Consider the following 23225-nt stretch of genomic DNA (forward strand, 5'->3'; position numbering starts at 1 on the left):
AAATCGTCAGCTTCAACCTTTATATTCAATTTGAAGGAGAGAATTTCCTTATTTATTCTCTTGTGCTCTCTCTGACAGGGTAAATTGGTTAAGTAATGACTCCAAACGCTCTGAAAGATGTTCCAGATCGACACTGATCTCGCGAGTATGTGATGCCGATTGCGAGGTCTCGTTTGCGTGTAAGGTAATGGTGTCAACTTTGCTTTGGATGTGTTTGCTTACCCCAGATGTTGTTAGTGTCTGATGTTGGATATTTTCAGCGTGTTTAAGTACTTGATGCATCTCATCGACCACATTGTGCATGGTCTGTGACAATGCTTCGACATCTATTGAGCGCTGATGAGCAAACTCGCACACTGTATCAACCGAGGTTAACGACTCTTCGCTGCCTTGTTGGAACTGAGAAATAATCGTCTCAATATTACTGGTGGCTTCGGCGGTGCGAGAGGCAAGATTGCGCACTTCATCGGCAACTACCGCAAAACCACGACCTTGATCTCCGGCTCGGGCGGCTTCAATAGCGGCGTTAAGCGCCAATAAATTGGTTTGCTCAGCGATGCCTTTTATCACGCCAAGAATTGATGATACTTCATCAGTTTGTTGGTTTAACGTCGCAATGTTCTCACGCACTTTATCAATATCGGTCACAAGGTGCTTGATGTCTTCGCTGACATGATGGGCTTGACCTGCGCTGGTGGTTGCAACGTCAACGGTATGGTTAACTAAGGTTGTCGCATCGACTGTCGCTTGCTCCACCACGCTTTGTTGCTCAAGCATATCGGTAATATTGGTTTGCACTTCATTGGTTTCGACTTGTTGATTATCAGCAGCTTCATCGGTCGATTGAGCTACATCAGTCAGCCTTCCTGCTGAGTCTGCAAGAGAGTGGGAGGTATCTCGAACGCGTTCTAAACTCTCTGACACCGTATCCATAAACGAATTGATGGAATCCGACAATTGACCGACTTCATCATTTTGTGTGCCTGACAAACGCTTGGAGAGATCTTTACTGGCACTAACGTTAGACATAAAGCGTGATGTATTTTGAATAGGGCGGACGATGATTTTTCGGATGAGTCCCATAGTGATGAGGAAGCCAACAAATGCGATCACTGACATGATCCCCATCGCAAACACGGCTTGCTTGTTAATCAGCGTGTTGACGTGACTCATGTTGTATTCAAGACGAATAGCACCAAGCACTTCGCCCTCAGGAGCAATATGGCAGGACACGCAATTTGTGCCTCGATAGTCCTCACTTGATTTCATTGGTAGAGCGACGACCAAGCCCTTACCCCATTCAGCACTGATGGGTTCAATGACCAATTCCCCGCTCAGTGCCCGTTGATCGATGTCGTCGAGAGGTTGTTGGTTGGCTTGCCCTTGACCATAAAACTTTGACACGGCATCGGCACGCAACACGCGTACTTGTTCAATGCCTTCCTGTGCCAGCGCTTTTTGTCGTAGTGTCTCTTTCTGCGACATCGTGCCTGTCAGCATCATCATGTTTAAGCTGTCGAAGTAGTTACTGGCTTTGTCGTGTAACTGTTCGCTTAGTACATCATTAATAAGTGTTTTTTGTTGGTAGTACTGATACCCAGTGGACACGGCAAGAACACAAGTGAACACGGCGATCAGGGCGAGTAGGAGTTTAAAGGTAATAGTTGAGCGCATATTTTTATAAGTGTTATTGGAACGAACCCCACAATATTAAGAGGTTAGTTGCACTTGAGCGATGAATTGGCTAACTGAATGTGACCCCAAACATTTTGTGGTTATGTAAATGTGATGTAAGTGGTGTGTAATCAAAACTTTGACGTGGTGACAAAAAAACGGCACGGTGTTTTTTTAAGATCTTTTAATGCCAAAAATTTCCTACTTGGTTAGATAATGGCGCCTGCGTTTTCAATTTCAATACGTCATGATTTACTGCTTTATCGTTTGCCTTGCTATTCATAGCGGGCGCTATTGATAAAGGTTGTCATTAAAGGGTGAATTCCTTAGTATTGCGTGTCTTTTTAAAGCCTGAGAATCAAGATGAAAACAGAATTGTACAAAGAGTTTATGTTCGAAGCGGCACACCACTTGCCACACGTACCTGAAGGTCATAAGTGTGGACGCTTACATGGACACTCTTTCCTTGTTCGTCTTTATGTAGAAGGTGAAGTAGACCCTCATACAGGTTGGGTTGTAGATTTTGCTGAAATCAAAGCCGCATTCAAACCTATCTACAACCGTCTCGACCATTACTATTTGAACGACATTGAAGGTCTGGAAAACCCAACCAGCGAAGTTCTAGCAAAATGGATTTGGCAACAACTTAAGCCAAGCTTACCTCTGCTTAGTAAAGTAGAGATCAAAGAGACGTGTACCGCAGGTTGTGTTTACAAAGGTGAGTAATCGTCTTCTGCATGCATACAAGAAAGGCAAGCCAAACGGCTTGCCTTTTTCTTTATCAAGAATTTATTAGTGGGCGTTTAATAGCCTATGCCATTTCTCAGTGCAAACTGAACTAAATCTGCATGACTATCCAGCTCTAGCATGTCTAGCAACCGATATTTATGAGATTCGATCGTTCTTGGGCTTAGATTGAGTTCTGTGGCAATTTCTTTTGCTGATAATCCTTTAGCCAGCAAACCCAGCACGTCACATTGACGGTGACTCAAACGTAGCATGCGGTGATTTTCTTGGTCGGTTTTCATGTCTGGACGGTGCAAACTACGATGTAGCTTTGAATGTTGCCAAAAGGACAGCCACATATGAGAGATGAAGCTAACCTGTTCAAGCTGGCTTTCGGATAAGCCGCAACTGTTGCTACCAAAGAGAGTAAAAGAGAGACCGCCCCAGCGCTGACCAAATTGGACGAGTGGAATAGTGTAATGGCAACACGCGCCTTGTGCTGACAGCATGCGCAATACCACTACATCACTGTTGGCTAAAGCGTTTTTATCGAAAAACTGGGTTTTCTCAGAATTACCAATTAAGCGCAGGTAGCGTTCGCCATCTTCGACCCCGACTTGCTTAGTCGTCAGAACTTGGTGTGGTTCGCGAGCAACAGAAAGCGTTTTCCCTTGATTGAAAAACAGCATGGAGTTGGGAAACATCGTCATACGATCGATTTCAAACCATTCCATGGCTTCTAGCATAAACTGCTTGAGGTAGCTTTCACATTCGTCAGCATGTGCGGACGTTAAAAGCTTCGCTTGACGTATCATCAACGCATCAAAACTGGTGGATTTGGTGGTGTTACCTATATCACTGCCCATAAAAGTTGGCCCATCTTATCGTTTTTTATAAATGCAGTATTTTTACTCTACACCCTTGCCCTATCATTTTGCAAAATTGCTCTCGCAATAATTCGAAGTTTTTCGAATCACATATACGGTATCCATTTTATCTCAAGGAGAGAGTTCACGCACGTATGGGCAAAGGGCTCCAACTGCATGGATACGGTCATTTTTTATTATCATTTGGGTGAATGGCGAGCAAGTTAAGCCTCTTTCACCTTGCGGAGAGGTGTACAATGAAGATGATGAAACTGCGTTATCGCGCGGGATCACATAGCATGTGGGTGGAAGTCGTAGTATCGACGTTTGTTGCCGAAGAATTGGCGAAAGAATACATTGGCTATGGCTGGCAAGCTGAAGTCATGGCAGTTTAAAGTGAAATGGGCAGTCCAATATAGACTGCCCATTTTTTATTTCGGTGGTTTGTTTTCGACTTAACTCAATGCATGGCGCATGATCAGCGCCTTACCTTGAGCGTCGTAAATGGTCTTTTGCGTATTTTCAAACCCAGTTGTCTCAAACAGTTTGATCGCCGCTTGGTTGGTGCTGGTGATCGTCGCACATATCGAGTTGCTTTCGGCATCAATAGCGTAACCATACACCATCAACTTTTGCAGCGTCGCTTTGCCTATCCCTTGACGCTGAAAGCGTTTATCAATCATGAGGTAGGTCAACCCAAGTTCATGACGTTTAGCAAAAGGCGCATGTTGAGCAAATGCTTTATCAATCACCAAATACCCCACAGTCAAATAGTCGTGGAATATGGTGTAAAACACTTCCGATTTGGCGCGTTGTTGGTAAGCCTGTTCAAAGGGCTTGAAAAATCCTTTTTGATCGTCGTGCACATCCATTTGCATCAAGCTGGCAAAATCTTTCAGCTTGGCTGGTTTAATAGCGATCATGTGCTGAATCTATTTAGAGGCGGTAAAGTCGATACCGCCATTATAGTTGTGGATATAAAAAGTACGCAATCTGGTTATGTGCAGATTTTGTCAATAAATAGAAGCCGCTAGCGACACAATGGGTAATAAAACCCTTGATGGATGTGCGCGCCAAGGGTGGTGAGTAGATGTGCGCATTCTGCAGTTTCAACACCTTCTACGATCACTGTGCAGTGGTACGTGTGTCCCATCGCGATTAGCTGACGCAGAGTTTCAACCTTTTTGTCGTCTTGCTTTAAGTTCATGACAAACAGACGGTCAATTTTCAGATAATTCGGCGTAATGTGGCTAATCAGCTCAACATTGTTATTCCCAGTACCAAAGTCGTCAATGCTGATTTTACAACCAAGCTGTTTGAGCTTACTGATGTTGTCAAATATCTCGCGCGTGTAATACATCGAGGCATTTTCTGTGATCTCGATGGTCAGCAGTGTACAGTCTAACTGGGACAACTGACGATAAAGACGCGTAAAATTGCGCCCAATGAGAAGAGAAGGACATACGTTGATGCTGAGGGGGGCGAGTAATGACTTTGCGTCGCCATAGACGGTTTTTATCACCAGTAAGGTGTGATTGATCAGTAAGCCATTGGCAATCAAACGTTCAATAAATCGCTGAGTGTTTTTAACTTTAAAACGTGACAGTACCTCATAGTGAATATTTTGCCGATTTGATGTGTTATGAATAGGTTCAAGCTTTAGGGTGAACTGACGAATTGCCCATAGGTAGGAGACCAGCGAACGCAGCTTTTTATGCCTGGCAATAAATATTAGTATAAAGCTCAAAACAAGGATGCTTGTGATCGGTCCGGATACGTAATAGATCTCTTTGTAGCCGTTATCATTGACGTTATATAAAAACGAGTTGCCCTGGGTATCGCCAATTTCGAGCGCTGTACCGGTGTTCGTACACACTTTCATTCCCGACAAAAACATCCGCGACATGTGGCTCTCTATGCTATTCGCTAGATTGATGTTTTTCACTCGCACCAACACTTCTGCGCCGTCAAAGAAAAATGAATGCGTGGTGTAACTTTCGTTATTGAGCCAAAGGTTGCGGTCTCTCTCGTTGACCGGCACGACGGCTTCTGGTGTCACCAAACAACGAATATTATGTTTGTCCGTCATTAAGGCGGACTCGACCAGTTGGATATTATCGAACAAACCACGTAAGCGGTCTTCATGCTCAAAGCAGCTACGCTGTGCCAGATCATGGGCAAAGTCCATCGCATCATCAAAATAGTTTTGCCTGACAATCGTACTGATTGTGTAAAAGCAAATCGCAACATACAAGATGATAGTAAAAACGAGAAAAAACAGTAGATTCAAGTACAGCGCACGGCTGCGTAAGCAGATGCCTATTGCTCTTCTTATGCTGTGTGTCGCTTGTTGATGGATCCGCGCTTGCTGCAGAAGTCCGTCTTTTTGTGCATGTTGGCTATCGTATGGCACAAAATATCCCTTTCGGTGGATGTTTTCGATCAGAGACTTAGGTGCCTCTACGTGATTCTTTGTCAGTTGCCTGAACTTCTTTCGTACCGACGCAACAGCGTTCTTAAATCCATTTTCCGGCAACATCAAATGATGTTGCGCTGATAACTTCTTTTCGATTTTCCTCTGGCTAATAGGCGCGTTTAGGCTGCCAAAAGCGGCGATGGTGCTAAGGATCAAATATTCGATTCGGTTTACAGGAATAGAAGAGTGGATGGAATGATTGAGCTGTAGTGAAAGTTCTTTTTCGGTCAGGCAAACGCAGATTTGGTTTCCGAGTTCAAACCTAATCATGTGTTATTGCGCTCCAGGATTAATTTTTTGAATACGTTATCAATATTGATGTATCAGGTATGTGACCTTCTACGGGCATATCCTAAACTTCTGGATATAGTGACCATTTTAGATTTTTTTATAAAGCTCAATCTAGTTGTATTTCGGTGGATTAAGAAAGCAGAAACGAAAAAAAAGCCCAAGCAATGTGCTCGGGCTTTTCAATTGAGAGGGGAGGATTAGCAAATCACTTTGATTGCTAGACCGCCTTGAGATGTCTCACGGTATTTTGCGTTCATGTCCTTACCGGTCTCTAGCATGGTTTCGATAACCTTATCCAGAGAAACCGTAGGTGCAGATGAGCGACGCAGTGCCATACGAGTTGAGTTGATCGCTTTTACTGCCGCGATGCCGTTACGCTCGATACATGGAACCTGAACCTGACCCGCTACAGGGTCACAAGTTAGACCTAGGTTGTGTTCCATCGCAATTTCTGCTGCCATACATACTTGCTCAGGGCTACCACCCATCAGCTCAGCAAGACCAGCTGCAGCCATCGAACACGCTACGCCAACTTCGCCCTGACAACCAACTTCTGCACCAGAGATAGATGCATTGCGCTTGTATAGACCACCGATTGCACCAGAAGCCGCAAAGTAACGGATGTAATCTTTTTCAGTTACTGTCTGGATGAACTTATCGTAGTAAGCCAGTACCGCCGGGATGATGCCACACGCACCGTTCGTTGGTGCTGTAACAACGCGACCACCGGCAGCGTTTTCTTCGTTTACTGCGAAAGCGAACATGTTTACCCAGTCAACAACCGACATTGGATCGTTAGTTGTCTTTTCAGAAGTAAGTAGTTGCTGACGAAGTGCTGCTGCACGACGAGGTACGCGTAGTGGACCAGGCAGAATACCTTCTTCGTTCATACCGCGATCCATACATTCGCGCATTGTGCGCCAGATGTTTGCGAAGTATGTACGAGTCTCTTCATCAGAGTGCAGAGAGTGTTCGTTTTTCATCACAAGTGCGCTGATAGAAAGACCGCTTTCTTTACACTGGTGAACTAACTCTTCTGCCGTTGTGTATTCGTAAGGAACCTTGATAGGGTTCTCTACTTCTTTACCGAAATTCTCTTCATCAACGATGAAACCACCGCCGATAGAGTAGTAAGTCTTTGAGTATACTTTTTCGTCATCGATCCAAGCGTGGATCTGCATGCCGTTTTCGTGTAGCTCAAGGTTAGTAGTATGGAAGTTCATACCACCATCTTTCGGGAAAGATACTGTATGACAGTGCATGCCAACAGGTAGGCGCTCAGTTTCTTCTACGCGAGCGATAAAGCCCGGAATAGAGTCGATATCTACTTTCTCAGGGGAGTTGCCTGCAAGACCCATGATGATCGCGATATCCGTGTGGTGACCTTTCCCTGTCAGTGATAGTGAACCATAAACGTCAACGGTGATTTTAGTGATGTCGCGCAGTTTTCCCATTGCACGAAGATCATCAATAAATTCTTTACCCGCTTTCATTGGACCTACAGTGTGTGAGCTTGAAGGACCAACACCGATTTTATAGATGTCAAAAACACTAATCATATCGATTACCTCAGAACAAAGCCTCCCAAGGGGAGTTGGGAGGCTTTTTATTATCGTTATATTCTTGGATTAATCACGCTAAATAAAGCAGCTGTGATTAAAGAGCGCCGTAGATTACAGAACTAATTGCCGCAAGACCACAGATTGCTGTGAAAATCTGTACAGGTGCTGAAGTTTTGTACTTCGCCATTGCTGGTACTTTCTGCATTGCGAATACAGGCATCAAGAATAGGATTGCCGCGATCATCGGTGCACCCATTGTTTCAATCATGCCTAGGATGCTTGGGTTAACGATAGCAACGATCCAAGTTGTGATTACGATGAACAGTAGCGATACTTTTTCAATCTTGCTGACAGGAGTTTGAGAGCGAGACTTGATTAGACCTACTAGACCTTCGTGCGCACCAAGGAAGTGACCAAAGTAGCTAGAAGTGATCGCTGCAAACGCTACTAGAGGACCCATGTAAGAAATAAGTGGAGACTCATGAACGTTAGCTAGGTAAGACAGTACTGAGATGTTTTGTTCTTGCGCAGATGCTAGTTGCTCTGGAGATAGAGAAAGTACTACAGAGAATACGAAGAACATTACAAAACCCATAAGCATCATTGCTGCGCCACCAGTGATAGCGTCAGTTTTCTTCACTGCGTCATCACCGTATACACGACGTTGTTCTTTAGAGAACTGAGAAATGATTGGGCTGTGGTTGAAAGAGAATACGATGATTGGAATTGCTAGCCAAACGATGGTCGGCATTTCGCCCCAGTTTGGTGATACTTCCATCATTGATGTATTCCAATCAGGAATTAGGTAGAAAGAAAGTGCTAGTAGGATAAATACTAGTGGGTAAACCATTGCTGATGTTGCTTTCAGCATTAGTTCTTTACCAAATACTACACCTGCTGTCATTGCTGCGATAAGTGCACCAGACAGTAGCCAGCGAGGAATAGATTCCATACCCATTTGGTTGACTAGGAAAGAGTCAACTGTGTTTGTGATACCAACACCGTAGATAAGTACGATTGGGTAGATAGCGAAGAAGTAGGCAAAAGTAATAAGGTTTGCGCCAGTTTTACCGAAGTGCTCTTCTACTGTGTCAGTGATGTCCGCTTCAGGGTTTTTCGCAGAAAGTACGAAACGAGCGAGAGATTTGTGTGCGAACCAAGTCATTGGTGCCGCGATTAGCGCTAGGATAACTAATGGCCAGAAACCGCCAGCACCTGCTTTAATAGGAAGGAAAAGTACACCTGCACCTACTGCTGTCCCAAACAGGGACAGACACCAAGTGAAGTCTTTGTAAGAAAACTTACTAGACGATTGTGCGGTCGAAGCCGCAGAAGTAGTTGTATTCATTTTTGAGTTACTCATTTTGGGAACAGGAAATAAGTCGGGAGCAATTTTGCAAGATTTTGCACTAGGAAAATTAGATCTAAATCATGTATTGCTCGAGCTTATTGAATGATATGTCAAAAACCTGCTTTTTATCACGAAAACGGCGTGCTACACGTGATTATTGCTAATGAGTAAAATTAGAAAAACTTATCTGAAGGGGCGATTGTATAAATTTATCTCACCGCAAGCGTTTGCGATATAAAATCCAAATTAAACTAATGTGAACGAATGTTTGAAAAATAACCTTTTATTAATATTGATGCACATGATGTTTGCTATAGAAGCAAGATTATCATTGATAAGACAGTTAGTTAGAAATGATGTGTTTTTGCATCGATTCGATAATTTGTGCTGTCATTCCCCAAATGAAATGCTGTTGATAGGGGATTGCAAACACACGGTGACTGGTGTTTTTTAGTTTGAATTTTGTACTGTAAAGCTTTTTTGGATTCAAAATATGATCTGCTGGCACCTCAAAAACCTCGGCGACTTCGTTTGGGTCGATCTGAGTCGAATAGTCTGGTGAGACAAAGGCTAAAAATGGCGTCACATTAAACTGGCTAATAGTAGGTAGCTTGGGCAACTGACCAAACACCCTTATATCTGTTTGATGAATACCAATTTCCTCTTCTGCTTCTCTAAGGGCGGTATTAACAAGTACTTGATCGTCATCTTCAAATTTGCCCCCAGGAAAACTGATTTGCCCTGGATGATGCTTTAAGTGCTCGGCACGCTTGGTCAAAATCACTTGCAGACCTTGTTCACGTTCGACAAAGCCAATCAATACGGCCGCTTCTCTCAACTTCAATGATTCTAAGTGCGCTAAGCGTCCCAAAGACTCACGATGATAGCCTGTGGGCATTTGCAGTTGGAAGTTCTGCAGTAATGTCGATTTATCAATAACCAATGCTCAATCCTTTTACCGAAAACACCTGTGTGCTGAAGCATATTAATTTGAAAGTTATACCTTTATACACCATTCTTTATTTTAAGGCGTCACTATAAGGTTAGTTGAAGACGATGAAAGGGATTATTTTCACAGAGTTCATGGAGTTAGTGGAAGAGAAGTTTGGTCTGGAAGTTTTGGACCAAGTGCTCGACTTATCTAATGATGAAGGCATCTACACCTCGGTCGGCAGTTATGATCATCGTGATTTGGTCAAGTTGATTGTCAACCTCAGCAAAATATCTAACATTCCGCCGGAGCAGTTACAAGAAGTGTTTGGTGAGTGTGCGTTTCAAAACCTGCTCAAATCAATCCCAAACCATGCCAGCTTGCAGCAATGCTCCACTACGTTTCAATTTGTGCGTCATGTGGAAGACTTTATTCACGTGGAAGTGAAAAAGCTTTATCCAGATGCCAATCCACCGCAATTTGACTTTATCAGTGAAACTCAATCGGAGATGGTGTTCGATTATCGGAGTGCGCGCTGCATGGCGCATGTGTGTGTGGGGTTAATTAAAGGCTGTGCCACCCACTTTGATGAAACGGTGATCATTAAGCACCAAAATCAGTCGCAAGATGGAAGCCAAGTTCGTTTTTGGCTGGAGGCTCAATAAGGCAATATGGCAGGAAGTTCCTCATTAGAAAGGAAACTCAAACGAGAAGTGGCATCGCGAAAAGCAGCAGAAACACTGCTGGAGCAAAAAAGCTTAGAGTTGTACGAGGCGAATCAGCAACTGAGCGTAGCCTTAAAAAAGCTGGAAATGCAGTCAGAGCACGACTTGCGCAAGTTTGAGTTTGAAGAGCAAATCGATGCCACGTTGATTAAGTTTGGTCGTACCTTCCTTTCTAGCACCTTTGATGAAACCATGATTGCCAGCTTTTTGGAGCAACTGACATCTAATTCGGTTGTGTCGGGTGCGTACCTGTATTTGAGCGATACGCATTTATCTTCGTTGCGTCGTCATCAATTTGGTCATCTTAATCTTGCTCATGATGCGCCCATCGATGCCAAGCCTCGCTGGCAAGCGCAGAAGCTTTACCTGCCGATTATTATCGATTCAATGATTTTAGGCGAGCTTGTGTTTTCCGTGGATCTTGATCAAGTTGACCAAGAATTCATTTCCAAGCAAATGGTATTAGTGTCTGATTTAGTTCATGGCGTTATTAGCCGTCACTTGAGCCTAGAGCGTGAAGTTGAATTACGTAAGCGTGCCGAAGCATCGGAAAAGGCGACCAAAGAATTCGTTGCCATGATTAACCATGAGTTGCGAACGCCATTAAATGGTGTGCTCGGCAGCGCGGAGCTGTTAAGTAAAACCCCCTTGGAGGAAGAGCAGCTTCAATACCTTGGTAATCTAAGTCAATCAGGCGATCTGCTACGCGTTATTATTAACGACTTGCTCGATTTCAGTAAGATGAATGCGGGTATGATGGAAATCATAAACAAAGTATTTGCTTGGAAAGACCTAGAAAATGCTTTGACCGGCGTATTTGCAGCCAAAGCTGCGGAAAAGCGCATTCACTTTTCTATTGATAAGAAGTTGGGTATTCCTGAGTACTTGATTGGAGACTTTGAACGTATTACGCAAATTCTGGTCAATTTGATTGGTAATGCGATTAAGTTTACCAATCTTGGAGGGGTGGTGCTTCGTGTCGAATGGAGCGATGGCTGCGCTCTGTTTGAAGTGGAAGATACTGGGATTGGTATCCCGCTGGAAGCGCAGCAAGCTTTATTTGACCCCTTTGTGCAAGCCGACCGCTCTACCAAGCGAAGTTTTGAAGGCTCTGGGCTTGGACTTGCGATTTGTAAGAATTTGGTTGATTTGATGGACGGCGAAATCAGCTTTGTCAGTGAGCCGCGCAAGGGCACTATCTTTAAAGTCAAATTGCCACTGAAACAAGGGCAAGCACAGGGCAGAGCGGCTGGCGATGTTTTAATTGGTCATCAGATTGACCTGTCCGGGCGTTCCGTATTGGTGGTGGATGATATTCGCATGAACCAAGTGATTGTGACTCAAATGCTGAAAAAGCTCGATATTACTCCAGATTTGAAAAACAATGGGTTAGAAGCGCTTGATGCGGTGAAAGAGAAAGATTACGAATTGATCTTTATGGATTGTCGGATGCCGGAAATGGATGGCTATGAAGCAACGGTACAGCTACGAGAAAATGGCTTTCACAGACCGATTATTGCACTAACAGCAGGCACCACCCTTGAGGAAAGACAAAAGTGCGTGGAGTCTGGGATGGATGACATCCTAACCAAACCATATACTGCCGCGGATATTGAGCAGATGATGTGTAAGTGGTTAGACGAATAGAGAGCACGAGAACATATAAAGAGAAGCGGCACGGTTATGTTGCAGTGCCGCTTTGTTTATTTCGATTGAGGTTTTTTGCTCATGATTTGAGCGCTGGTAGTATCTTTGAGAGCTTATCCAGGGTCTCTTGATATTCTGCAGCGCAGTCACTGTCTGCGACCACACCGCCACCAGCCCATGCGTAGAGCCGTTTGTCTTCTGCGACCAAAGTGCGGATTGTAATACTGGTGTCCATACGCCCATGACGGGAAATATAGCCAATACTGCCACAATAAGCGCTGCGTCGATGAGGTTCTAACTCTTCAATGATTTGCATCGCCCGTACTTTCGGCGCACCAGTGATCGAACCGCCGGGAAAACATGCACGAAGCAGATCTGCAGCGCAGTAGCGAATATCTAAGTTGGCCCGAATGGTGCTCACTAAGTGATGCACTGCGGGAAAGCTCTCAATATCAAATAGCTTCGGTACATGTACGCTGCCTGGTGCCGCGACCCGACCAATATCGTTGCGAAGTAAGTCGACTATCATCAAGTTCTCTGCTTGGTCTTTCTCTGCGGTCTGTAAATCAAACGCGTTGGCGGAATCTTGATGTGGATTTTGACTGCGAGGACGAGTGCCTTTGATCGGTTTGGTTTCAATAACGTTATCTTTAAGCTCTAGAAAACGCTCTGGTGACACGCTAATAATCGCTGATTTAGGCATACGAATGAACGCGGAAAAAGGCGCTTGATTTGCTTCTTCCAGTTTTTTGTAAGCTTGCCATTCACTGCCTTGATAGGCGGCGTTAAAACGTTGTGCTAAGTTAATTTGGTAGCAGTCGCCGCTCAGTAGGTACTGTTGCACACGCTCAAAACGAGAAGCGTAGGACGCTTGCGTCATATTGGATTGCCAGTCGCTAATCAGCTTGAAGTCTTCAACATCCGCGCTTGATTGCGCATTGAGCCATTGCCATGCTTGCTCGATGTTTCTGCCGACCATACACGCTTTGTTTAGCTTGTGGTCAACGATCAGCGCCCATTCATACAAGCCTACAGCCATGTCTGGAGTACGCAAATCTTTGTCTGCCAGATTAGGCATGGATTCGACTCGACGACCTAAATCGTAGCTGAAGTAACCCAGTGCGCCACCGACAAACGGTACATCCCATTTCGTGACAGCTTCAACCTGTGGTAGTAGCCGCTGCTGAAGGTCTTCTAGCAAAGAAAATGGGTCATCTTGGGAAACGTAGTTTTCGTTTGATGTGGTGATTTGTGTGTCACTGCTCACTGTCTCAAGGGTAGCGATTGGGTTTGCGACTAATACGTCGAACCGGCTATCGATGTGCGTCTGCGAGGCAGAGCGTAAAAGCATCGCCCAAGGTTGGCTTTCAATACGGGAAAATAGCGAAAGAGCGAGGTCGTTGGCGTAATCCAATGCCTTAAAATCAAGCAATTGCGTATCCATGTTGTTCATTTGTTTAAATTGTGACAAAGAGTTCATTCACTGCATGGCATGTCATGGGCAGCAAGAGTATCATAAACCCTTGTATAGCCAAACTACCTCTATACAAAGGCTTGGAGGTGGTTTTACTATAAAAGAAGGCGACTTCATTTACTCGTGTGTCGATATCAGCCGTTCGACAATTGTTTATAAAACATGGTTTAAAAATATACGTTTATAAAAACAAAGCTCATCAAGAGCAATAAGCTCAACAAACACGATTGAAGCCAAGCCAATAATGGAAGCAAAGCATAACAATAATGAGGCATGCAATGACGGTAATACGCACGCAGGATGTCATCAGCAGTGTTGCTGATGCGCTACAGTATATTTCTTACTACCACCCGCTAGACTTTGTTCAAGCCCTTGAAAAAGCCTACCACCGTGAAGAGAGCCAGGCGGCAAAAGACGCCATCGCTCAGATCCTAATTAACTCTCGTATGTCGGCAGAAGGTCATCGACCGATCTGTCAGGATACGGGGATCGTGACTTGTTTCGTGAACATCGGCATGGGCGTCCAGTGGGACTCGACCGATATGACGGTACAACAAATGGTGGATGAGGGTGTCCGACAGGCTTACACAAACCCAGATAACCCATTGCGTGCCTCGGTTCTTATGGACCCTGCTGGTAAGCGAATCAATACCAAAGACAACACGCCAGCAGTCGTGCACATTAATATGGTGCCTGGAGACAAAGTTGAAATTCAAATTGCTGCGAAAGGTGGCGGTTCTGAGAACAAAACTAAGATGGTCATGCTGAACCCGTCAGATGACATAGCAGAATGGGTAGAGAAAACGCTACCAGCTATGGGCGCTGGCTGGTGTCCTCCAGGTATGCTTGGCATTGGTATCGGCGGCACTGCAGAAAAAGCAGCGGTACTGGCAAAAGAATCTCTAATGGAACACATCGACATTCAAGAGTTGATTGACCGTGGTCCTCAAAATGCGGAAGAAGAGCTTCGTCTTGATATCTTCAATCGTGTAAACAAACTTGGCATCGGTGCTCAAGGCTTAGGCGGTTTAACGACAGTTGTTGATGTGAAAATCAAAACTGCACCGACTCACGCCGCTTCGAAACCTGTGTGCTTGATCCCGAACTGTGCAGCGACACGCCACGTGCATTTCACCCTTGATGGCAAGGGACCGGCAGAGTTGACGCCGCCAAAACTGGAAGATTGGCCAGACATTACTTGGGAAGCAGGCGAGAACACACGTCGCGTTAACCTTGATACGGTCACTAAAGAAGAAGTCCAAGAGTGGAAAACGGGTGAAACCGTTCTGCTGTCTGGCAAAATCCTTACTGGTCGTGATGCGGCACATAAACGTATCCAAGGCATGCTAGAGGCGGGAGAAGGTCTACCAGAAGGTGTCGATCTTAAGGGTAAGTTCATCTACTACGTTGGTCCGGTTGATGCAGTGGGTGATGAAGTTGTTGGTCCTGCAGGTCCAACAACCTCCACGCGAATGGATAAGTTTACTGACATGATGCTAGAGCAAACGGGCATTATGGGTATGATAGGTAAAGCCGAGCGTGGTCCAGCTACGGTTGAGTCAATCAAAAAACACAAAGCCGTTTATCTCATGGCGGTAGGTGGAGCGGCTTACTTGGTTGCGAAGGCGATCAAAAAAGCACGCGTTGTGGCGTTTGAAGATTTGGGTATGGAAGCAATTTACGAGTTCGAAGTTGAAGACATGCCAGTTACCGTAGCAGTTGACTCGAATGGTGTAAATGCACACCAAATTGGTCCAGATACGTGGAAAGTGAAAATCCAAGAGATGGAAGCGTAAGCCACGAGTTGCTAATTTGTCAGGTCACAAGGTTTGTGTCATGCGGAGTCTGACTCGGCGAGGCGCAGGCGTCTCAATCGAGAGAATGTGACAAAGTGCTGATTTACCTAGCAAACATTTGACAAAAGTGCAGCGAAAGCTGCACTTTTTGTCTATATAATCAGATATAAACTTATAGGCATAACAAATTTTGTTGTTATGCTGACCATGATTAGGAGACGGCATGCCTCGTTTTATTCAAATTCTACAAATAGTCCTTGCGGTTGTGATCGGTAGCTTTGTGGGCTACGACTTGATCCTTCACGGCATCAGTATCTTCGATGAAAAATACGTCACCATCACTTGTGTCTTGTGGTTGATTTTGGAGATTGCACTGTTTGTTATCTACAAGCTTATCGAAGACGATTAGAGTGTAAACTGGTTATCAAGATCCCCGAAGCCTCTGAAATTCTCAGAGGCTTTTGCGTTTTTAAACGTCAGATTTTGCCGTGAATACTTTGTTCATCTTTGATTAAGGTTGGTAAAATTACACTGCGTAGCAGAAATTGATGAGATAAATAAAAAGTATGAAAAGAATAACGCAAGAAGTGAATGACTTTATCAGCCGTGGTATGGACGCCAATGTCCGAATCGCCGTGACTGGGTTATCTCGAGCGGGGAAAACCGCCTTTATTACTTCTTTAGTCAATCAACTGCTGCACACTGCGACACACGATAATTTGCCACTGCTTAATGCGGCCCGTGATAAGCGCCTGATTGGTGCTAAACGTGAACCACAAACGAACATGATGGTGCCACGTTTTGCCTATGACGAAGCAATGAGTCAAATTCATGCTACACCTCCCCAATGGCCGGTGCCGACTCGTGACGTGAGCGAAATTCGTCTTGCACTCAAATATAAACCGAACAAAACCACTAAAAAGCTGCTGAGCAAAACCGCGGTATTGAACGTCGATATCATTGACTATCCGGGTGAGTGGCTTCTTGATTTACCTTTGCTTGATATGGATTTTGCAAGCTGGTCTCGTACCCAGTTTGATGCGCTAAAAGGTCAGCGTCTTGAGCTTGCCAACTCTTGGTTAGAGGCGCTTGATTCTGTGGATTTGAATGCAGAAGTCAGTGAAAAACAGCTTGAGCAGGTTGCTAACGCATACACAGGTTATTTGCATGCTTGTAAAGACTCAGGGCTACACTGGGTGCAACCTGGTCGATTTGTTTTACCGGGTGAGCTTGCTGGTGCGCCAGTGCTGCAGTTTTTCCCGTGTCGAGTTGACGAAGGGGTAAAGCCTTCTAAAGGCAGTAACCTCGCGATGCTAGAAGCGCGTTACCATGAATACCAGCAAAAGGTCGTCAAAGCGTTTTACAAACATCATTTTGCTACTTTCGATCGACAGATCGTACTGGTCGACTGCTTGCAGCCACTTAATGCGGGTGATGAAGCTTTTTATGATATGCGCCAAGCGCTTGAGCAGATCATGCATAGCTTCCGGTATGGGCGCAGTAGCTTCTTGCGTCGTTTGTTCTCACCAAAGATCGACAGAGTTCTGTTTGCTGCGACGAAAGCGGATCACGTGACCCCAGATCAGCACCCTCACTTAGTGTCATTGTTACAGCAAATGGTCCACCCAGCATGGCAAACCGCAGCGTACGAGAACATTGAAATGAGCTGCATGAGCATTGCGTCGATTCAAGCGACCATGTCAGGCTTTATTGCCTCCGGAGATAAAACCGTCCCCGCGCTGCAAGGCACGACGTTAAAAGGGGAGCCAATGACGATGTTCCCGGGAGAAGTCCCTAAGAAGCTGCCGAATACCGCTTATTGGCAAAACAGTGGCTTTGATTTTACTTCTTTCCGTCCAATGCCTTCAGAAACGGATGAGCCGATGAAACACATTCGCCTAGACAAAGCATTGGAATACCTATTGGGAGACAAATTGAAATGAGTGAACTAAAACAAAAACAAGTCTTCTCAGAAAAAGTGATGCAAAGTGATCAAGAGAGTGTTTCTCCTGAGTTGACGGCTCAAAAGACGTTTTCAGAAAAAGAAACCTTCGTACCTGTGGCGATTGAAGAGCAACAGGATGAAACAGAACAAGAGTTACAGCTTGAACATGTCATTCGCCCGAGAGTGGGTCGCAAATGGCTGACAACGGGGCTCTTTGCAACCTTTGCCGGTTTAGTTGGTTGGCAGGCGGTCGATTCTGTCGTTACCGCAGTACAAACTGCTGATTGGCTTGCTCTTGGCTGGGCTGGCTTTATCACCACTATCGCTTCTTTTGGTTTGGGTGCACTAGGCAAAGAGCTATGGAAGCTGCGTAAACTTCGCAATCATTTTAGTGTGCAGGAAGAAAGCGAAGGGCTTATTGCTAGCCAAAGCGTCGGTAAGGGCAAAGCCTTTTGTGAAAAAGTGGCGGAGCAAAGCGGCGTGTTGGCAGAAAACCCGGGGTTTGATCGTTGGAAAAACAGCGTAAACCCAGCTCATAGTGATGCCGAAATTCTAGACATGTATGATTCCATGGTTGTGAGTCAGCAAGACAAGCTCGCAACCAAAATTGTTTCGCAACATGCAACTGAATCTGCCGCGTTGGTGGCTGTGAGCCCATTAGCAGCCGCTGATATGTTGCTGGTGGCATGGCGTAACTTCAAAATGATCGACAATCTTTCGAAGGTGTATGGCGTTGAGCTGGGGTATGCTTCAAGCATCAAACTGCTACGTGCAGTGTTCGTTAACATGGCAGCAGCAGGTGCCAGTGAGCTCGCGATTGATGCCAGTATGGATCTGATGTCGATGGATTTAGCTGGAAAAGTCTCTGCGCGAGCAGGGCAGGGTTTGGGTGTGGGTATTTTGACTGCGCGCCTAGGGCTCAAATCGATGGCACTGCTTCGTCCATTACCTTGGTATCCGGAGCGTCAGGTGAAACTAGGTGCGATTCGCAAAGAAGTGGTGGCGAAAGTTGCATCAATCACGATGAAACCGTAATCAATGTCACCTTTGACGGTGAGGATTACTTGACGCCATTCCAAGCTTGGTAGAAACTACTGTCAACTTTTCCTGACAGTTGTGATTTGGGATATTTTCAGTGCGTCTTGAAGTCTTTTGTGAAGATAGACTCGGTCTTACCCGAGAACTGCTCGATATTTTAGCGTCTAAAAGCATCGATTTACGTGGTATCGAAATTGATATTAGTGGCATCATTTACCTAAACTGCCCTGATATTGATTTTGATACCTTTAGCGAACTAATGGCAGAAATCCGCCGTATACCGGGGGTCAAAGACGTACGTAAAATCCAATTTATGCCAATGGAGCGCCACAATACTGAGTTGCTCTCTTTGGTAGATAATCTTCCAGATCCTGTCTTTGCCATCGACCTCAAAGGTGCGGTAGATATGGCGAACATGTCAGCATTGTCTCTACTTGGTCAGCACAAACAAGATGTGATTGGCACTCAAATCGGAGTTTTGTTACCGAGTGTTCGTTTTTCTCGTTGGTCGGAAGGCGTTAATGCCCGCACTCGTGAAAGCTTAGTGATTGATGGTTTGGACTACATTCTTGAGTTGATGCCTGTCTACATTAAAGACGAAGCGCAAAACTCAACTCTTGCTAGTACGTTGATGACTATTCGCTCTAGCCAGCAAGGTGTGCAGATAGAAGAAACTCTGCCATTGCATAACCAGTTAGGATTCGAGCATTTTGTTGGTTTATCGAATCGCCATAAGGCGTTGATGAACCAAGCGAAAAAACTGTCAGTGCTTGACCAACCCCTATTGATTGAGGGTGAAACTGGTACTGGCAAAGAAATGCTGGCAAAAGCATGTCATAGCCGATCTGGACGCGCGAGCAAGCCATTTATGGTGCTGAGTTGTGCGTCGATGCCGGACGATGTTGCGGAGACCGAGTTATTTGGTCATGCACCTGGCTCGTTTAATCATGAGCAAGGGCATAAAGGTATTTTTGAGCAAGCCAATGGCGGCACCGTTTTTCTCGATGAGATAGGCGAGATGAGTGCGCACTTACAAATCAAACTACTTCGCTTTTTACAAGATGGAAACTTCCGTCGTGTTGGTGCAGAAGATGAGATGCATGTTGATGTGCGTATTATTGCCTCAACCAAGCACAACCTAGCCGAACTTGCCGAAGCAGGGAAGTTCCGTGAAGATTTGTATTATCGTCTCAACGTTCTAACGTTGAACATCCCGCCGCTGCGTAAACGCTCGAACGATGTTGCACCATTGCTGGATTTGTTTGTCACAAAACATGCTCAGCAGCTTGGTATCGATAAACCAGAACTCGATGATGAACTTGTTGATGCATTAGCAAATTACCAGTGGCCCGGTAACATGCGTCAGTTAGATAACATGGTGCTTCGCGCGCTGACTGAGATGGAAGGTCATTTGCTAAAAGCGGATAACTTTAATCTGCCTCAACCGCAAGCAATGGGCGGAGGTAGCGCAACCTTGAACCTTGATGGATCATTGGATGAGATCATGCGTGATTACGAATCGCAGATTTTAGAGCGTTTGTATCAATCTTTCCCATCAAGCCGTAAGCTCGCCAAGCGATTGAATGTCTCTCATACCTCTATCGCGAACAAGTTGCGTGATTATGGTATTCGTAAAAGCTAGGGTATTCGTACAAACTGGGCTATCCGAAAATTAATCCGAAATTAAATGGAAGTTGTCATTCGTAATGGAAGATAAAAGCTCCTCAATCGCCGTTCACAAGTTGGACGGCGACTTGCTTCTACGTACCGCAGAAATTGGTGATGCCGATATGATTGCGGCGTATTTTCAGACAAACCGAGAGTATTTAGCGCCTTTTGAACCAAAACGTGAAGAGGCATTTTACTCTGTCAACGGCTGGCTACAAAAGTTGATAAAACTGAACGAGCTGCATAGATTGGGGTTGGGCTACTACTGCCTACTCGTTCACGCTGAATCAGGTAAAATGCTCGGGACGCTCTCTTTCAGTAACCTGACCCGTTTCCCATTTTATGCCTGTAATGTGGGTTACTCTCTTGCTGAAGATGCGCAAGGAAATGGCTATATGCGCCGCGCGTTGAAAATGGCATGCGACTATATGTTTGATGTACAAAAGTTACATCGCATTCAAGCTGGCTACATGCCGCATAACACGCGAAGTGAAGCTGTTTTGCAACATGTCGGATTTGAAAGAGAAGGTTACGCAAAGGATTATTTGTTGATCAACGGTGAGTGGCAAGATCATGTGCTGACATCGCTGACTAACCCGAATTGGAATGCAGAGGCTCGATAGATGGAAAGGCTGGAAAAGCAGTTAGCGCTTTTGATAGAACTAGACCAACTGAAAAGCGTACTTCGACGCACTCGAGTAAAAAGCGCTGATGGACGTCTGGAAAATAGCGGTGAGCACAGCTGGCACGTTGCGCTAATGGCTGTTTTAATGCAAGAGCACGCTAATGCTCCAGTTGATATTGCGCGTGTGATGAAAATGCTGCTTATTCATGATGTGGTAGAGATCGACGCGGGCGATACCTTTGTTTATGATGTTGCAGCGTCTAAAGAGCAAGAAGAGAAAGAGTTCAGAGCGGCTCAGCGTTTGTTTGGTATGTTACCAAGCGATCAAGGTGAAGAACTGCTCGCTCTGTGGTATGAATTTGAAGCCGCGCAAAGTAATGATGCTAAATACGCTAAGGCGTTAGACCGCCTTATTCCAATGTTGCTCAACTACCACAATGATGGTCAAAGTTGGAAAGAAAATGGGGTGACGCGAGAGCAAGCGTTAACCATCAATAAAAGAATTGAATTTGGCTCTGTCACATTATGGGACAAGGCTAAAGAACTGATTGAAGATGCCACCGAGAACGGTTGGTTGAAGTCGTAAGAAAGGAGACTGAATGTCTTATTTGCCTTTGGATGAATACCAAAGAAAATGGATTTTTACTCACCAGTCAATGCCAGTGCCGGAAGAAGACCTTGAGTTTATCAAACCAATGAGTCAAGCTCGCGCCGCGCAGTTCTGGAAAGAGAACATCAGTGCGCAAAGCCCTGATGCAGATCGTTTAAGCTCATCAGACTGGCCAATGAAAGAGTCTAACTGGTCACAAGAAGTCGATTGGATGGCTGCTTGGGAAGCTGATGAACCTGAACTTCCAGAAGAAGTGGCGACGTTTATTGACTGGCAAGATGATGTAACCGTGTACTTTTGCTATGAGAAGTACAACGTGATTGAGACGAAGTGGTCAACGTTTAAAAAACATTGGAAGAATTTCTTGTTCTACGACGATGGTCCGATTTTGATTGGTCGTCGCCGCGCTCAAGCTCTGTGGTTTGACTCCAAAGGAAACGTCAAGCTAGGAGAGCGCCACTAGCACGACTTTTGCACATAAATGGCTAAAGCCACCGATGTTTTACTCGATGGCTTTTGTTTTTTATAGGCTCGATAAAGGGCTCAATACGCCGCCAGCACCTCGCTCGATTACATGCGTGTATATTTGTGTGGTTTTTACATCGGAATGTCCAAGCTGCTCCTGAACCGTGCGTATATCTGCACCGGACTCGAGTAAGTGCGTCGCAAAGCTGTGTCTGAGCGTGTGGCAAGTGACCGACTTTTCTATGCTTGCATCTTTTGCGGCTCGCTTCACTGCTCTTTGTATAGCGCTTTCATTGATATGGTGACGCCTAAACTCTCCTGTTTCGTTGTCGACATTTAACTTGGTGGAAGGGAAGAGGAAGTGCCAATTAAAATCCAGCTCGGCTCCAGGATATTTTCGACTTAAGCCGTCGGCTATATTTACACCCGCATAACCTGCCACATGACGATCTTTTTGGTAATAATCTCTTGCTAAGTTTACTTGTGCTTTTAATGGTTCATGTAACTCTTTTGCCAGTGTCACTGTCCGGTTCTTGCCCCCCTTTCCTTGCCAAACTCTGATTGCTCCATAATCGTAATCGATATCTTGAATCCGCAATCGGAGACATTCCATGACTCGAAGCCCTGAACCATATAACAATTGAATATGGAGTTTATATCGTGGATCAATATGTTGAACAAAGCGGCGTACTTCATTCCTTGTTAATACCACTGGCAATTTCATTTCAGCCACTGACTTTTGAAATCGCATGTTTAATGAAAGTGGCATTTGAAAGTATTCACGGTATAAAAAAGAGATAGCATTTAATGCGAGAGCCTGCGTTTTTACTGCCACTTTTTCTTCAATCGCGAGGTGGCTAAGAAAGCCTTCAACATCATCTTCAGAAAGTTTCGAAGGGTGGGCTAGCTGGTGGAAATGTATGTATCGCTTTATCCAAAATAGGTAGGCTTCTATGGTCTTCTTGGCATAGTGACGTGAGATCATATGCTCTTTCACGCTGAGTAAAAACTGACTTTTCATTGTTTAATTTTAACTGGTTATTTATACAGTCTTATTAAATTAGCGTGTGTAAACGAATTAGGCACGCCTGCGCCGTCTAATTGCGTGGTTGAGCACACAGATTCATACTGATTTTCTATTTGTTTCATGCAGATAAGTGCTAGCATGCATACTTTCTTTTGCATGAAAGAAGGCGGTAGCGTGCCTGAAAGATGGCTTAGAGCCGTATAGAAAGCGTTATGTGTTTCTGCACGATATCATGACTATATCTATCGGTATTTTGTTTTGTTAAAATCCCCTTTTATAGTGTGTGATTGCATAGGTTCCATATGAATATAGATGAGTTCTTAGTTGA

At 44.9% G+C, this 23225-nt stretch carries 21 protein-coding genes; 12 read left to right on the top strand and 9 right to left on the bottom strand.

The annotated features are described in order from the left end of the window. Positions 1–48: 48 nt before the first annotated feature. The gene (locus tag NL647_RS20585; protein WP_050934682.1) at positions 49–1674 is read right to left on the bottom strand and encodes a methyl-accepting chemotaxis protein; all 1626 of its coding nucleotides are present in this window, start codon (positions 1672–1674) and stop codon (positions 49–51) included. A 363-nt stretch (positions 1675–2037) separates the two neighbouring features. On the opposite strand from NL647_RS20585, the gene queD reads away from it, so the two are divergent. Further along, the gene (gene queD, locus NL647_RS20590) at positions 2038–2400 is read left to right on the top strand and encodes a 6-carboxytetrahydropterin synthase QueD (protein WP_253650628.1); all 363 of its coding nucleotides are present in this window, start codon (positions 2038–2040) and stop codon (positions 2398–2400) included. 77 nt (positions 2401–2477) lie between these two features. Here queD and NL647_RS20595 read toward each other — a convergent pair whose 3' ends face one another. Further along, a complete protein-coding gene (locus tag NL647_RS20595) occupies positions 2478–3266 on the bottom strand; it encodes a response regulator transcription factor (RefSeq protein WP_005445181.1) in 789 nt (262 codons plus the stop codon). 257 nt (positions 3267–3523) lie between these two features. Here NL647_RS20595 and NL647_RS20600 point away from each other — a divergent pair, with 257 nt between their 5' ends. Further along, complete coding sequence (locus NL647_RS20600) at positions 3524–3661, top strand: hypothetical protein (RefSeq protein WP_005445182.1); 138 nt, start codon at positions 3524–3526, stop codon at positions 3659–3661. A 60-nt stretch (positions 3662–3721) separates the two neighbouring features. On the opposite strand, the gene NL647_RS20605 is transcribed toward NL647_RS20600, so the two are convergent. From NL647_RS20605 to NL647_RS20625, 5 genes are all read right to left on the bottom strand, one after another. Next, a complete protein-coding gene (locus tag NL647_RS20605; protein ID WP_005445185.1) occupies positions 3722–4189 on the bottom strand; it encodes an N-acetyltransferase in 468 nt (155 codons plus the stop codon). Between the two features lie 107 nt (positions 4190–4296). Continuing rightward, positions 4297–6012 (bottom strand): EAL domain-containing protein, encoded by a 1716-nt coding sequence (locus tag NL647_RS20610; protein ID WP_253650629.1) that lies wholly within the window; start codon positions 6010–6012, stop codon positions 4297–4299. 218 nt (positions 6013–6230) lie between these two features. Continuing rightward, positions 6231–7592 (bottom strand): L-serine ammonia-lyase, encoded by a 1362-nt coding sequence (locus NL647_RS20615; protein ID WP_005445190.1) that lies wholly within the window; start codon positions 7590–7592, stop codon positions 6231–6233. Between the two features lie 97 nt (positions 7593–7689). Next, positions 7690–8943: an aromatic amino acid transport family protein gene (locus tag NL647_RS20620; protein WP_005445192.1), complete on the bottom strand. Its 1254-nt coding sequence runs from the start codon at positions 8941–8943 to the stop codon at positions 7690–7692. A 346-nt stretch (positions 8944–9289) separates the two neighbouring features. Beyond that, positions 9290–9889 (bottom strand): CoA pyrophosphatase, encoded by a 600-nt coding sequence (locus NL647_RS20625; RefSeq protein WP_005445194.1) that lies wholly within the window; start codon positions 9887–9889, stop codon positions 9290–9292. Positions 9890–10002: 113 nt separating this feature from the next. Between NL647_RS20625 and NL647_RS20630 the strand changes: the two genes are divergently transcribed. Beyond that, positions 10003–10542, top strand: coding sequence for a heme NO-binding domain-containing protein (locus NL647_RS20630; protein WP_154203537.1), 540 nt, complete (start codon positions 10003–10005; stop codon positions 10540–10542). A 6-nt stretch (positions 10543–10548) separates the two neighbouring features. Continuing rightward, positions 10549–12249 (top strand): ATP-binding protein, encoded by a 1701-nt coding sequence (locus NL647_RS20635; protein WP_253650630.1) that lies wholly within the window; start codon positions 10549–10551, stop codon positions 12247–12249. 79 nt (positions 12250–12328) lie between these two features. Here NL647_RS20635 and pabB read toward each other — a convergent pair whose 3' ends face one another. Beyond that, positions 12329–13693: an aminodeoxychorismate synthase component I gene (gene pabB, locus NL647_RS20640; protein WP_253650631.1), complete on the bottom strand. Its 1365-nt coding sequence runs from the start codon at positions 13691–13693 to the stop codon at positions 12329–12331. Between the two features lie 308 nt (positions 13694–14001). Between pabB and NL647_RS20645 the strand changes: the two genes are divergently transcribed. The 8 genes from NL647_RS20645 (at position 14002) to NL647_RS20680 (ending at position 21868) form a co-directional block, all read left to right on the top strand. Then, positions 14002–15519, top strand: coding sequence for a fumarate hydratase (locus tag NL647_RS20645; protein WP_253650632.1), 1518 nt, complete (start codon positions 14002–14004; stop codon positions 15517–15519). Positions 15520–15742: 223 nt separating this feature from the next. Beyond that, entirely contained in the window at positions 15743–15928 is a 186-nt protein-coding gene (locus tag NL647_RS20650; RefSeq protein WP_005433708.1) for a hypothetical protein, read from the top strand. Between the two features lie 157 nt (positions 15929–16085). Beyond that, complete coding sequence (locus tag NL647_RS20655; RefSeq protein ID WP_061065198.1) at positions 16086–17462, top strand: YcjX family protein; 1377 nt, start codon at positions 16086–16088, stop codon at positions 17460–17462. Beyond that, entirely contained in the window at positions 17459–18499 is a 1041-nt protein-coding gene (locus NL647_RS20660) for a YcjF family protein (RefSeq protein WP_253650633.1), read from the top strand. Before NL647_RS20655 ends, NL647_RS20660 begins: the two co-directional genes overlap by 4 nt. Before the next feature lie 100 nt (positions 18500–18599). Next, positions 18600–20144 (top strand): transcriptional regulator TyrR, encoded by a 1545-nt coding sequence (tyrR, locus tag NL647_RS20665; protein ID WP_009698366.1) that lies wholly within the window; start codon positions 18600–18602, stop codon positions 20142–20144. Positions 20145–20208: 64 nt separating this feature from the next. Continuing rightward, the gene (gene rimJ / locus NL647_RS20670; RefSeq protein WP_005445212.1) at positions 20209–20793 is read left to right on the top strand and encodes a ribosomal protein S5-alanine N-acetyltransferase; all 585 of its coding nucleotides are present in this window, start codon (positions 20209–20211) and stop codon (positions 20791–20793) included. Then, positions 20794–21381: an HD domain-containing protein gene (locus NL647_RS20675; protein ID WP_253650634.1), complete on the top strand. Its 588-nt coding sequence runs from the start codon at positions 20794–20796 to the stop codon at positions 21379–21381. Between the two features lie 13 nt (positions 21382–21394). Beyond that, entirely contained in the window at positions 21395–21868 is a 474-nt protein-coding gene (locus NL647_RS20680; protein WP_005445216.1) for a DUF2947 domain-containing protein, read from the top strand. 60 nt (positions 21869–21928) lie between these two features. Here the strand turns inward: NL647_RS20680 and NL647_RS20685 are convergent, their stop codons facing one another. Further along, positions 21929–22891, bottom strand: coding sequence for an integron integrase (locus NL647_RS20685; RefSeq protein ID WP_029790024.1), 963 nt, complete (start codon positions 22889–22891; stop codon positions 21929–21931). Positions 22892–23225: the final 334 nt, after the last annotated feature.

Origin of the sequence: Vibrio sp. Y29_XK_CS5, assembly GCF_024181835.1 — a bacterium.
GTDB lineage: Bacteria > Pseudomonadota > Gammaproteobacteria > Enterobacterales > Vibrionaceae > Vibrio > Vibrio harveyi.